This window comes from Acinetobacter geminorum (assembly GCF_013009345.1).
GTDB lineage: Bacteria > Pseudomonadota > Gammaproteobacteria > Pseudomonadales > Moraxellaceae > Acinetobacter > Acinetobacter geminorum.
In genome coordinates this window covers 136075-148716 of record NZ_JABELE010000007.1, presented here as the reverse complement: position 1 = coordinate 148716, position 12642 = coordinate 136075, and the positions used below count along the sequence as shown (strand labels likewise).

General features: G+C 40.0%; 13 protein-coding genes. 4 read left to right on the top strand and 9 right to left on the bottom strand.

Annotation, left to right across the window (positions count from 1 at the left end):
* Positions 1 to 307 precede the first annotated feature (307 nt).
* From HJG58_RS08525 to HJG58_RS08510, 4 genes are all read right to left on the bottom strand, one after another.
* Positions 308 to 928, bottom strand: a complete 621-nt coding sequence (locus HJG58_RS08525) for an ATP-binding cassette domain-containing protein (protein ID WP_170248570.1) — start codon at positions 926 to 928, stop codon at positions 308 to 310.
* A 4-nt stretch (positions 929 to 932) separates the two neighbouring features.
* Positions 933 to 1625: a molybdate ABC transporter permease subunit gene (gene modB / locus HJG58_RS08520; RefSeq protein WP_000971585.1), complete on the bottom strand. Its 693-nt coding sequence runs from the start codon at positions 1623 to 1625 to the stop codon at positions 933 to 935.
* A complete protein-coding gene (gene modA, locus HJG58_RS08515) occupies positions 1622 to 2407 on the bottom strand; it encodes a molybdate ABC transporter substrate-binding protein (protein WP_170248569.1) in 786 nt (261 codons plus the stop codon). Before modA ends, modB begins: the two co-directional genes overlap by 4 nt.
* A gap of 188 nt (positions 2408 to 2595) precedes the next feature.
* Positions 2596 to 2946: a winged helix-turn-helix domain-containing protein gene (locus tag HJG58_RS08510; protein WP_000664122.1), complete on the bottom strand. Its 351-nt coding sequence runs from the start codon at positions 2944 to 2946 to the stop codon at positions 2596 to 2598.
* Positions 2947 to 3167: 221 nt separating this feature from the next.
* On the opposite strand from HJG58_RS08510, the gene antA reads away from it, so the two are divergent.
* From antA to HJG58_RS08490, 4 genes are all read left to right on the top strand, one after another.
* Positions 3168 to 4583: an anthranilate 1,2-dioxygenase large subunit gene (gene antA, locus HJG58_RS08505; protein ID WP_170248568.1), complete on the top strand. Its 1416-nt coding sequence runs from the start codon at positions 3168 to 3170 to the stop codon at positions 4581 to 4583.
* Positions 4584 to 4585: 2 nt separating this feature from the next.
* Positions 4586 to 5077, top strand: a complete 492-nt coding sequence (gene antB / locus HJG58_RS08500; RefSeq protein ID WP_170248567.1) for an anthranilate 1,2-dioxygenase small subunit — start codon at positions 4586 to 4588, stop codon at positions 5075 to 5077.
* Between the two features lie 5 nt (positions 5078 to 5082).
* Positions 5083 to 6117 carry an anthranilate 1,2-dioxygenase electron transfer component AntC gene (antC, locus tag HJG58_RS08495; protein ID WP_170248566.1) on the top strand — a complete coding sequence of 345 codons (1035 nt, stop codon included), beginning with the start codon at positions 5083 to 5085 and terminating at the stop codon, positions 6115 to 6117.
* 465 nt (positions 6118 to 6582) lie between these two features.
* Positions 6583 to 7641 (top strand): AraC family transcriptional regulator, encoded by a 1059-nt coding sequence (locus tag HJG58_RS08490; RefSeq protein ID WP_170248565.1) that lies wholly within the window; start codon positions 6583 to 6585, stop codon positions 7639 to 7641.
* 55 nt (positions 7642 to 7696) lie between these two features.
* Here HJG58_RS08490 and HJG58_RS08485 read toward each other — a convergent pair whose 3' ends face one another.
* Genes HJG58_RS08485 through HJG58_RS08465 form a run of 5 tightly spaced genes read right to left on the bottom strand, consistent with a single transcriptional unit; the run spans position 7697 to position 12583 of the window.
* Positions 7697 to 8644 carry a SphA family protein gene (locus HJG58_RS08485; RefSeq protein ID WP_170248564.1) on the bottom strand — a complete coding sequence of 316 codons (948 nt, stop codon included), beginning with the start codon at positions 8642 to 8644 and terminating at the stop codon, positions 7697 to 7699.
* Positions 8645 to 8696: 52 nt separating this feature from the next.
* On the bottom strand, positions 8697 to 9227 hold the full coding sequence (locus tag HJG58_RS08480; protein WP_170248563.1) for a flavin reductase family protein: 531 nt from the start codon (positions 9225 to 9227) through the stop codon (positions 8697 to 8699).
* Between the two features lie 28 nt (positions 9228 to 9255).
* On the bottom strand, positions 9256 to 10494 hold the full coding sequence (locus HJG58_RS08475; protein ID WP_216076546.1) for a styrene monooxygenase/indole monooxygenase family protein: 1239 nt from the start codon (positions 10492 to 10494) through the stop codon (positions 9256 to 9258).
* Between the two features lie 40 nt (positions 10495 to 10534).
* Entirely contained in the window at positions 10535 to 11320 is a 786-nt protein-coding gene (locus HJG58_RS08470) for an SDR family oxidoreductase (RefSeq protein WP_170248561.1), read from the bottom strand.
* A 12-nt stretch (positions 11321 to 11332) separates the two neighbouring features.
* Positions 11333 to 12583: a dienelactone hydrolase family protein gene (locus tag HJG58_RS08465; protein WP_170248560.1), complete on the bottom strand. Its 1251-nt coding sequence runs from the start codon at positions 12581 to 12583 to the stop codon at positions 11333 to 11335.
* Positions 12584 to 12642: the final 59 nt, after the last annotated feature.

Below are 12642 nucleotides of genomic sequence, written 5' to 3'. Positions count from 1 at the left end.
ATTATCATTCTTATCAAGAGCAAATTAAGATAAAAGATTAATTTATGATCGTATAAAAATGAGTTACAGCTTAGGATTATGAATTAAGGTATTGTTTTATATTGATTTTATTAAATTTAAAGGTCAAGAGTATTTTATTATTAATAATCATTTCCAATAAGGCAGGTTTTGATTTATTCGGCTAAAATCAAATTTATGTTTTATCAAACCTAGTAACTTTTTAGGGTTCAATCTCCCGCAGGCCCAGAATGAGTTCTCTATAATTCCGACTCTTGTAAGTTTGGAAATGCATATAAAAAATGAAAAATTATAAAATCCACATAGTTTCGGTCAGTTGTTTAATCTCTTGAATATCATGACTCACATAAATCATCGGAATTTTTATTTCCTCTTTTACCTTCTGAAAAAAAGGAATAATTTCAGCTTTATGATTCGCATCTAGTGCCGATAATGGCTCATCAAGCAATAAAAGCTTAGGTGAATATAACAACGCCCGACCCAGTGCCACGCGCTGTTTTTCACCACCTGACAGTTTGATAGGCATACGTTGTAATAAATGCCCTAACTTTAATAACTCAATAATGTAATCTGCTTCAAAGTGACGTTCTTGTTGGGAAAGATGCTTAAGGCCAAATAATAAATTTTGCTTTACCGTTTTATGGGGAAAAAGCTGAGCATCTTGAAAAACCAATCCAACATGCCTCTTTTGCGTGTTTAAATTAATTTTTTGATCTGAATCAAACCATGTTTGGTTTTGTATTTTAATGAGTCCACTACGCGGATTGTTCAGCCCTGCAATGGCATGTAAAATCGATGTTTTACCTGAACCTGATGCACCAAATAATCCAATAACAGAAGCATCTGACTGAAAACTAGGTTCAATATGAAATTGGCCCATTTGTAGCTGAAAACGGCAATCAATCAACATAACCTTACCGTCCTAAACGCTTCTTTTGATAACGATGAAACCACTGTGCAAACCATAGCGCTAAAAAAGCCACACTTAACGATAAAACAATAAGCCGTTGAATAGCAGCCTCAGTATCGGGTTGTTGCATTAGGCTATACATGGCCAAAGGTAAAGTACGTGTTTCATTTGAAATATTACCCACAAAGGTAATGGTGGCACCAAACTCACCTAAACTGCGGCAAAAACATAAAATAGCACCAATTAAAATACCACTGCTAGCAAGAGGTAAAGTGACATGAAAAAATGCCCCTAAAGATGAAGCACCTAATGTCTTTGCTGCCATTTCTAAACGCTGATCGACCAGTTCAATCGCTAGTCGAATAGATTGCACCAATAACGGGAAACCCATTACTGCTGAAGCAAGAACGGCGCCTTTCCAGTTAAATGCAAAATCAATTCCAAGCGGTGCCAAATATTGCCCAATGATACCGCGGCTGCCAAAAACTTGTAAAAGCAAATAACCAGGTACAACAGGAGGTAGCACCAAAGGTAAAAACACCAACGTTTCAATGAATGACTTACCCCAGAACTCTTTACGTGCCAGAAACCATCCCACACAAATCGCAGGAATAATACTAACTACAAGACAACTCGCTGCCACCTTACAAGAAAGTTGTAGCACGCTGAGCTCTTCTGGGGTTAAAGAAAACATCATGGCTTGACTGGAGCCAACACGCTAAAGCCATACTTTTTAAAGACAGCTTTGGCTTGATTGCTTTGTAAAAATTGATAGAACTTTGCTGAGTTTGAGTTCTTTTTAATCAATCCTACAGGATAAATAATTGGCAAATGGGTATTTTCTGGAAATACACCAGCTACTTTCACGTCTTTGCTAATCACTGCATCGGTTGCATAGACAATCCCAACCTGACATTCACCTCGCGCAACAAAGTTTAATGCCGTTCGAACATCTTCTGTTTCAACTAACTTTGGCTCAATACGACTCCACCAACCTAAATTGATAAAAGCTTGTTTAGCATATTTACCTACAGGCACACTTTTGGTATCCCCTGTACAAATCTTGCCTTTAAACACTTTCTTTGGATCGATCGTTTTATCTAGTTTTACTTTTAGTGACTGACCTTTAGGAGTAATTAGCACCAAACGATTGCCTAATAAATTTATACGGTCATTTGCTGCAACTAATTTTTTGTTTTGCAGGTAATCCATCCACTGGGTATCAGCAGAGATAAATACATCGGCTGGTGCTCCAGCTTCAATTTGTTTCGCTAATGTCGATGAGCCAGCATATGAGGTTTTAACTTCTACTTTATTTTGTTTTTCGTAAATTTTTTCTAAATCGTTAATTGCATTGGTTAAGCTCGCTGCTGCATAAACGGTAACCGATTCAGCCTTGGCTGGAACATTAAAGACCAATCCTATGCTGAGTACCGAACAGGCTAAAGCCAACTTTTTTATCTTCGTATCACTTACCATTATGTTTACCTTTTTGTCGTTTTTTGCAGCGATATATACCCAAGAATATAGCGCTACACGAAGATTATGAAAAGCATAATTCGTTAAATATAGATGACTGTAATGCAGCAGTGCTTTTCAGCATGTACTTTGGATTAAGAAAAAGCTATACCAAATTAAAAGATTTCATCCCTAAGCAATCTTTTATCTTAACCTTTTAAATAGCTACTCATAATTTGATAATCATGTTCTAAGGCTTGTCGAGCGTTGATTTCCATTTGACGGTAATGTTGTAAGACTTTTTGTCCCAATGCTGTAACAGCTGCCCCACCACCATGTGTTCCCCCCGTTTGTGTTTCCACTAAAGCTGTTTCAAAGCATTGATTCATGGTGTCGACTAACTGCCATGCACGGCGATAGCTCATATTCATAGATTTTGCAGCTTGTGAGATTGAACCAGTTCTCTCAATTGCTTCAAGTAAGTCTGCTTTACCTGGACCAAATGCGATGTTTTGCTCTAAAAGAATTCTAATTTGTAATTTTAAGTTTTGTTCTTTCATAGGCTTAATTCACAAGATTTGATTTTATTCTGGTTAAGATTATATGGAAGTTTAACAAGATAGGACATATACATTTTTAAAATGCGATTACATCTTAAAAATAGTCTTATTAAAAAATCAAAACTGCACAAAGTGGATAAAGATCTGGAAAAAACGGATAGAGCTAAAGGTCTAATCGCGGTTCAATCAGTTAAAAGCTGAATGAATAAAGGATTGAGCAAATGACCTCATCTAATTTAAAACAATGGAATGATTTTGTAGATGGATGTATCGACTTCCGTCCTAAAGATGGCGTGTTTCGTATCGCACGCAATATGTTTACCGAGCCTGAGCTGTTTGATTTGGAAATGGAATTCATTTTTGAAAAGGTCTGGATTTATGCATGTCACGAAAGTGAAATTCCAAACAATCATGATTTCCTCACGGTTCAAATTGGTCGTCAGCCGATTATTGTGAGCCGTGATGGTAAAGGCGAATTACACGCCATGGTCAATGCTTGTGAGCACCGCGGCGCGACATTAACACGCGTTGCTAAAGGCAATCAGTCTACGTTTACTTGTCCATTCCATGCGTGGTGCTACAAGTCAGATGGCCGCTTGGTCAAAGTAAAAGCACCGAGTGAATATTGCGAAGATTTTGATAAATCAAGCCGTGGCTTAAAGCAAGGCCGTATTGCTAGCTATCGTGGATTTGTATTTGTAAGCCTTGATACTCAAGCAACAGATTCGCTAGAAGACTTTTTGGGCGATGCAAAACTGTTTCTTGATTTAATGGTTAACCAGTCACCAACGGGTGAGCTCGAAGTATTACAAGGCAAGTCATCTTACACCTTTGCAGGTAACTGGAAACTACAAAATGAAAATGGCTTAGATGGGTACCATGTAAGTACTGTTCACTATAACTATGTCTCTACAGTTCAACACCGCCAACAAGTGAATGCATCAAAAGGTGCAGAACTCGACACACTCGATTACAGTAAGTTAGGTGCGGGTGATTCGGAGACTGATGATGGCTGGTTCAGCTTCAAAAATGGTCATAGTGTGCTGTTTAGTGATATGCCGAATCCAACAGTTCGTCCGGGTTACAGCACCGTTATGCCTTATTTAGTCGAAAAATATGGCGACAAATATGCTGAATGGGCAATGCATCGTTTAAGAAACTTAAACTTGTACCCTAGCCTATTCTTTATGGACCAAATTAGTTCACAGCTTCGTATTGTTCGCCCTGTGGCATGGAATAAAACTGAAGTCATTAGTCAATGTATTGGTGTTAAAGGTGAATCTGCAGAAGCACGCCGTAACCGTATTCGCCAGTTCGAAGATTTCTTTAACGTGTCAGGCCTTGGTACACCAGATGATCTAGTCGAATTCCGTGAACAGCAAAAAGGCTTTCAGGCACGACTTGAACCCTGGAGCGATATTTCTCGTGGTTGTCAGTCTTGGGAATATGGAGCGACCAAAAACTCACAAGACTTAGGCATTCAACCTGTCATTACTGGCCGTGAGTTTACCCATGAAGGGCTCTATGTAAATCAACATGGACACTGGCAACGTCTAATGCTCGATGGCTTAAACAAGAAAGCGCTGAAAATGCAGGATATTACTTTCGAAAACAATGTCGTAATGGATGAGGTGTAACCATGTCACAAGAACTATATTTTGCTGTATCTCAGTTTTTGTACAAAAAAGCAGAACTTTGTGATGCTTATGACTGGGATGCCTATTTAGAACTTTACGATGAAGATAGTGAATATCATATTCCACAATGGATTGATGACCATAACTATGTTCAAGATCCGAATCAGGGTTTGTCTTATATTTATTACGCAGACCGCACTGGACTCGAAGACCGTGTATTCCGTATTCGTACAGGAAAAGCAGCTTCGGCAACGCCATTACCACGCACTTTACACAGCATGAATAACATTCGAGTTAAAACACTTGATGATGGTCTAATTGAAGCAAAAGTTGCATGGCAAACACTGTATAACTGTCAAGGTTTACAAGGCTGTTTTTACGGACACGCTACTTATCTTTTACGCCAAACAGCAGATGGTTTCCGCATTCGTCGTCAGCACAGCATTTTGCTTAATGACAAGATTGATTCCGTTTTAGACTTCTATCACGTTTAAGGGGAATGAAAATGGGACATTCAGTTGCACTTAACTTTGCCGATGGCAAAACCTTTTTCATTTCGGTAAATAACGACGAATTGTTGCTCGATGCAGCAGTTCGCCAAGGAATTAACTTACCGCTAGACTGCCGTGAAGGTGTTTGTGGTACCTGTCAGGGACAGTGTGAAACTGGTATTTATGAACAAGAATATGTTGATGAAGATGCATTAAGCGAACGTGATTTGGCCGAGCGAAAAATGTTAGCTTGCCAGACACGAGTAAAATCAGATGCGGCTTTTTATTTCGATCATGATTCAGCTATTTGCAATGCTGGCGATACCTTAAAAATTGAAACCAAAGTTACCGCTGTTGAGCTGGTTTCTGAAACGACAGCAATTTTGCATCTTGATGCAAGCAGTCATGCTGAGCAACTTCAGTTTTTACCGGGTCAATATGCTCGTTTGCAAATACCGAATACTGAAGATTGGCGTTCTTATTCTTTTGCCAATAGACCGAACGCAACCAATCAATTGCAATTCTTAATTCGTCTATTGCCAGACGGTGTTATGAGCAATTACTTGCGTGATCGCTGTCAGGTTGGACAAAGCCTATTCATCGAAGCGCCACTTGGTAGTTTCTATTTACGCGAAGTACAGCGACCATTGGTTTTTGTTGCTGGTGGAACAGGACTATCAGCTTTCTTGGGAATGCTTGATAACTTGGTTGATCAACCAAACTCACCTGCAGTTCAGTTGTATTACGGCGTAAATAGTGAAACCGATTTGTGTGAACAACAGCGTTTACATGCCTACGCAGAACAGCTTCCAAACTTTAGCTATCACCCGATTGTGACTAAAGCAACCGAGGCTTGGCAAGGTAAAGCGGGTTATATTCATGAGCACTTAAATAAAGATCAACTGGCTGAACAGGCTTTTGATATGTATTTATGTGGCCCACCGCCAATGATTGAAGCCGTAAAAAATTGGTTAGATGAACAAGCTCTGCAAAACTATCGGATCTACAGCGAGAAGTTTTTACAGAGCAATACATCACGTTGAAAATATAAATAGCTTAAGTGCAAATAATTTAAAAACCACTAAAACCTGAAATGATTCAATATACTCTGCAAGGGGTATATTGAATTTTTGCATTTAAATTAAAAGTCTTTTATATTCAATCACATAAAATAATAAATTCCGACAAAATAAATTGACCAGCTCACTCGGATTTGCTATAAATTTTGATAGATCTTAAGGAATAAGATCATGATGAGATTAACTTATAGCACCTTTTATATCCCTCTATTCTCTTTCTCGAATGTATTAAATTGATGGACTAGATCCGAACTAAAAATTTGAGAAAATCACATTAATTAGCGGTTAAATTGGTCTGTATTTTGCTTATATCTCATTGTAATTTGCGAGTAACTTAATTTTTTAAGTGCCGTATTTACTTGCTGCATAGTGAAGTTTTAAGGCTTCTGAAACACAAGTAAATACAGGAGTGAGCCAAAAGGGATAAATATGAACCAAGCCAACTCCCACGAACTCAGTGGACGTCATTTTCAAAATGAGTCTATCTTTACCAATCATAATTTGGTGTTTGATCATCACGATTTAAGCGAAACCTGCCGAAATGTTGGGCAAATTTTTAAACCGCATGATCTTAAAATCTCTCAACAGAAGCGAGATTTCAGTGCAACCATGCACCATGTTAAAACAGGTGCCCTGTCTATTAGTCGCTTGGAATATGGTGCGGATGTCATTATTGAACCAGATCACCTTGATAACTTTTACTTAATTCAAATTCCAACTCAAGGCTATGCAGAAATCGAGTTTGGTTCACAAAGGTTTATTTCTTATTCTCAAGTTGCATCTCTTATTTCTCCTCAGCAATCGTTACGTATGCGCTGGCACGCGAACTCACCGCAGCTCATTTTAAAAGTTTCAAAAGATGATTTTACTTACCATTGCCGTCAACACATTGCTGATTCAGAAAACAACTTACTCATTTTTGACCCCAAATTAGACTTTTCTACACAAAGTGGAGCCTATTTTTTACAGCTCGTTAGAACATTGATGGATGCTTTAGCATGTGATCAGCACCCGCTTCATCATCCTTTAGCCTTTAAACAATTTGAGTCAAATTTGTTTAATGCACTTATTTATGGCCAACCCAATAATGCGTTACATAAGCTTGAACAATATAAAGAAAAAACAGTCTCTCCTTATTTCGTGAAGCGTACAGAAGCCTACATTAAAGAACACTTACATGAGCCGCTTAATGTCGAAATTTTAGCTGAACATGCAGGCGTGAGCGTAAGAACCTTATTTACTGGTTTTAAAAATTATTTGGGGACAACCCCAATGTCTTATCTTAAAGAATTACGTTTTGAACAGGCTCATTTAGAGCTGATCCACAATGAAAATATCTCTGTCACTGACGTTGCATTTAAATGGGGATTTACTCACTTAGGCCGTTTTTCTCAAGAATATAAACGCCGTTATGGTGAGTTACCTTCTTCTACTCGCCGCTCTGGTCACAGTGAAGGTTTAGGCTTAATTACTTCAATGTTTTCTTAAAACAAATAGATAAAAGCCTTTTATATTTGTTGATATAAAAGGCTTTTTTTATGACTTAGAAATGATGGACATAACGAACTTGTAGTCGTGTTCCTTCTGGGCGGTTTTCAGCATCTTGCTCAAAATAAGCATTTGCGACTAGATGATCATTTTTAGAAAAACTATACATCGCACCCGGACCAATCGCCCAGACTTGCTCACGTCGACCTTTGACTTTTTCACTATCGACTTCTGTATCGGTCACTTGTTTTAGCCAATAACCATTTAGTCCCAAGCGGAACTGTTCGGTAATGGCATAGTCGGTTGCAAAGTTTACATGAATTGCTTGCCCAGCTTGCATATCATTTGCTCCGGCAAACGCATAGCTTGGGTCATTATTTTTAAAGTTATAGAGATAATGGATACGCGTTGAAGCTGTCCATTTTGGATTAAACCAATATGTTGCAGCCCAATAAGGATCAAATGAGACAGCGTTATTACTTGGGTTAATATCTTTTTGCTGGTCGTATTCCCCAGTAGGTAAATTCACCTGAAACTCAAAACGATGTACAAACTTCGGCCCTTGTGCCCCCATGACTGGATCAAACTGAATAAAAGGTCCAATCATAATGTCCCCAAAGCCACTTTGGGCCTTAATTGCAAGATTATTCAAGCCATCATCCATATCCATTTTGCTGACAAAAGGAATTAAAAAATTTATACCTAGGCTGGCTTTATCTTTTACTCGGACATTCGATAAATAACTAATCTGCTCAACCAGTACTTGATAATTTAAATCAGTTTTAGGTAAACTGAGTTTTTGTCCATTGGCATCGACCAGTTTACTGCTATCGTAATTTTGAAAATAGGTTTGAGCATACCAGCCGGGCCCTGCGGGTAAACCGCCATCGAGAAAGCTGGTCATACCTAAGTTTACGGTCGGTAAATCATAGGCATGTGTAACCAATGGCAAACCCAACAATGTCCCTGCTAAAAATCCATGTTTAATTAAAGTGCTTTTCATCTTCTTATTTCCTATAAAAAATCACGACCGGATTGATCGTGATTGTGGTGAATTAATGGGCTAATTCTGGATGCTCAGCAACAATCCGATACTTTCCTGCGTGGAATACCAAAGGCTCACCTTGGCATTGTTGGTACTGTTCAATTTGGCCAATAAAAATCAGGTGATCGCCGCCTTCATACTGATTTACATTGCGGCAAACCAAGGTTGCGAGTGCATCGGTCAAAATTGGAACGCCAGCATTGCATTGTTGATGGGCAATGCCTGCAAATTTGTCTTCGGCACCTCGAGCAAAATGCCCCGAAAGCTGATGATGCTCTTGTGCCAACATGTGAATGGCAAAATATTCAGCTTCTACAAAATCAGACAAACTTGGCGCTGTTTTTGAAAGACTCCACAAAATTAATGGTGGATCTAAAGACAGCGATGAAAATGAATTGGCTGTCATACCTATTTTCCGGCCATCTTTTCCACGAGTTGTAATCACGGTAACGCCAGTTGCAAACTGACCAAGCAAGTTACGAATTTCTCTTGGGTTTTCAGTATTAATCGCTTGCAAAGCTAAAGTTTCAATTTTGACCATTTTTAAATCTCCCTTTGATATTTTGACCTTAAGCGACTTTTGCTGCGGTTTTTGACGCTAAGAATGTCTGAGCCTGGTCTGCATCAAACCACCAAGGAGCAAAAGCGCGTGGGTCATCAAAGTTATTGGCCATAATTGAAGCAATGCTCTGGTTTTGGCTTGCAGCTGCTAATAGATCAACAACATGAGGCTCTGGTGGTAACAACAAGCTATTGGTCCAAGCCACGACTTTTTCTGCATAAGCCCAATAGCGTTCAAAAGTTTGAACCATCCATTGTTCGCTAAAGCTTTGATTATCATTGGCTAAAATGGCATCGAAATAGATCTTGCTACACTTAGCCGCATTGTTTGAGCCTTGACCGGTAATCGGGTCATTGACCACTAAGGCATCTGCCATGCCAAAAATCTTCTTGCCAGACGGTAAGGTTAAAACGGGTTTGCGTACGGTCGGCGGGAAACGCCCTGCTAAATATCCACCGGCATCGGTTAACTCAACATTTGTGCAGCGTTCATATTCCCAAGGCACAAATTTCTTGAGTAAGTTCAGACTGCATTGCAGGTGCTGTTCAGGTGTTTTGACATCTTGCCAGCAGTCCATTGGCCCATTTGGAATTCCTTCAAACACCATGATGTCGCAGGGTCCATTGATAGTCAGTGCCGGAAAAGAAAAGTACTCACCGACTTCAGGAATAATATTAAAAGTCACACGTGAATAAGGTGAAATTGGCTTCATATTTTTGACATAGGTCAAAGCCAAAGCGCGTTGAGGCTTATCAAAAACACTTCTTACATCATCACGCTCAAATTGCTTAACAACCTCACCTTTACCAGCCGCGAGTAATACAAGCTCGTAGTCGTTTGCAAGTTGTTCTAACTCTTCTATACCCACATCCTGAATCACCAATTGACCACCACGGCGTTCAAACTCTTCCATCCAATATGGCATTTTGACGCGTTGATCGACCGATTGAGCGTAGCGCTCAAGACGAGCACTCCATTCAAATGCTTTACCACCATTTTCAGGGTTAACTAAAGCCAGCCCAATGCCTTCCACCGCTGGACATTTTTCTTCCCAAAAATTTAAACCTAAGTCACGTTCAGTTTGTAAAGCGGTATGAAACATACATTGGCTTGACATAACTTTACCTTGACGGATTTCATCGGCAGTTCGGTTAGTGATCATTGTCACGTCGTAACCTGTATCTAATAAGCCCAAACCAAGCTGTAAACCAGACTGTCCTGCTCCAACAATTGCAATACGGCGCATAATCTTCTCCATAATTTTCTAAATGTGTTAAAACGCTGTGCTATTCGGCTAAACGTGGAATAGCGGGCTGTGATCCTTCAGGGCCCATTACTGAATATCCGCCATCGACCGCATAATCTGCTCCGGTGACAAAACTCGCAGCAGGTGACAATAAAAACAGAACCACATTGGCGACTTCTTCGGGATGACCTAATCGGCCTAGTAAGTGATAATCGGCTGCCACGCTATCGGCTTTTTCACGGTTATTGCTACTGACTTCTGCAATCACACGAGACCATGTCCAACCCGGTGAAACAGAATTGACGCGAATACCGTCGGCAGCAAAATCCATTGCCATGCTTTGTGTGAGTTGACGTATTGCGGCTTTGGAAACTGGATATAACCAGCGCCCTGTTTGCGCCACTTTGGCCGAGATTGAAGTAAAGTTAACGATTGAACCTTGTTGCTTTTTTAGGTCATGGTATAAAGCACGGCTCATCTCAACGTTAGAGACCAAATTAAGATCGAGTGCTTGTAACCAGTCCTGACGTGAAGATTTAAAACCGTCATCTAAATATGTACATGCCAAATTCACCAAGTAACTCACTTCACCTAAATGTTGGTGAATATCCGCCACAGCTTGTTGAATGGCTGCATCGCTGGTTAAATCTGTTTGAATAAACATCACATCATGGTTAAAGCTTTCTGCAATTGCCTTGCCTTTGGCATCAATATCTAAGATAGCGACATGAGCACCTGCACTCACCAAGGCTTGTACAACGGCTTTGCCAATGAGTGTTGCACCGCCACTCACTACAGCGACTTTTCCTTTTAAATTTATATTCATTGCAAATACTCCTTAATTGACTGGCTTGCCTTCGCTACTTGACCAAGATGGCATCAACGTATTGGAAGGAAGATCTTCATCAAGAAGTTTTCGTGCTGTCTCGACACCTGCAACTGGTAAGCCTGTTGGGTCTAATAAACCAATTTGAACAAGTACAGACGCTTGGTCCCAGTAAATATGCTCATGGCACAACTTTGACCCTCTAAACTGGATCACACCTAACATTGGAATCTCGACGTATTTACCGGTTGGTTTTACACCCGGTAATAACCAGTCAATTTCAGCGTCGTGGGTAAAGCTCATAATGAACTCGTCTACTACTTGCGTTGAGCCAACCGTACGAGAGATCGAGGTGATCTTCATATCTTTCGGGTTTTGGTGAACAAAATGATATTGATAAAAACGAGCAAGCTGGCTTTGGCCTACACCACCAGTTAAGGTTGGAATATGGTTGACATAAGGTTCTGCGACCATTGTTGCCATGGTTGCTGGGACATCACGCGTATCGAACTCATGACGAATATGCTCTTCCCATAGCGCCACTAGGTCATATTTCGGCCCAATCGTTTCATGTAGTGCTGTTACTGTACGCTCGTGAGCAAAGCGTGCTGAAGGTTTGTGGTAATGGTTGCTTTTTGGTCGTGCAAAGGCATGATCAACACCTTCGTAAACATAAGCTTGTACATTTGAATATCGGTTAGCTGCATCGACAATCGTTTGTCTCGCATCTGGCGGTGTAAATTGGTCCAGTTCTGCAATATGTAAAACCAAACGCCCTTTTACGTTAGCTAACTCATCTAAGGCTTTTTCAATACCTACACCGTAATAACCTACGGCACATGCTACTTCAGAAAGTCGACAGCCTGCCAAGTAAGCTAGCTTTCCACCTAAACAATAGCCCACCACGCCGAGACCTGTAGAGGTATCACATTCTGGTCGTGTCTTTAAAAAAGCTAAGCTGTCTTGAATATCTTCAACACCGAGGTTTTCGTCATATTGCTGATAAAGTTCAAAAGCTTTTTGAAAATCTTCTGGTGTGTAACCCAGTTCAATATTAGGTGCTACACGCCAAAATAAATCAGGTACTAAAACGGTATAGCCTTCTTCTGCAAGAAAATCTGCCTTTTCCCGCATTGCTGCATTCACCCCAAAGATTTCCTGACAAAGCACCACTCCAGGTCCTTTTCCTGTTTCTGGCGTCGCTAGATATGCACTGAACTGCTTTCCAGATGCAGTTTTAATTTGAATGGTTTGACCAGCCATATTGTCAACTCCTGACATTGTTATGGCTTTATCTTCTATCTGAAATTTTTTTTAGACTG

Coding starts and splice junctions, on each gene's coding strand:
- HJG58_RS08485 (WP_170248564.1), bottom strand. CDS start 8,644: ATGAAAAGCACTTTAATTAAACATGGATTTTTAGCAGGGACATTGTTG.
- antC (WP_170248566.1), top strand. CDS start 5,083: ATGAAAATGGGACATTCAGTTGCACTTAACTTTGCCGATGGCAAAACC.
- HJG58_RS08480 (WP_170248563.1), bottom strand. CDS start 9,227: ATGGTCAAAATTGAAACTTTAGCTTTGCAAGCGATTAATACTGAAAAC.
- modA (WP_170248569.1), bottom strand. CDS start 2,407: ATGGTAAGTGATACGAAGATAAAAAAGTTGGCTTTAGCCTGTTCGGTA.
- antB (WP_170248567.1), top strand. CDS start 4,586: ATGTCACAAGAACTATATTTTGCTGTATCTCAGTTTTTGTACAAAAAA.
- HJG58_RS08470 (WP_170248561.1), bottom strand. CDS start 11,320: ATGAATATAAATTTAAAAGGAAAAGTCGCTGTAGTGAGTGGCGGTGCA.
- HJG58_RS08475 (WP_216076546.1), bottom strand. CDS start 10,494: ATGCGCCGTATTGCAATTGTTGGAGCAGGACAGTCTGGTTTACAGCTT.
- modB (WP_000971585.1), bottom strand. CDS start 1,625: ATGATGTTTTCTTTAACCCCAGAAGAGCTCAGCGTGCTACAACTTTCT.
- HJG58_RS08490 (WP_170248565.1), top strand. CDS start 6,583: ATGAACCAAGCCAACTCCCACGAACTCAGTGGACGTCATTTTCAAAAT.
- HJG58_RS08525 (WP_170248570.1), bottom strand. CDS start 928: ATGTTGATTGATTGCCGTTTTCAGCTACAAATGGGCCAATTTCATATT.
- HJG58_RS08510 (WP_000664122.1), bottom strand. CDS start 2,946: ATGAAAGAACAAAACTTAAAATTACAAATTAGAATTCTTTTAGAGCAA.
- antA (WP_170248568.1), top strand. CDS start 3,168: ATGACCTCATCTAATTTAAAACAATGGAATGATTTTGTAGATGGATGT.
- HJG58_RS08465 (WP_170248560.1), bottom strand. CDS start 12,583: ATGGCTGGTCAAACCATTCAAATTAAAACTGCATCTGGAAAGCAGTTC.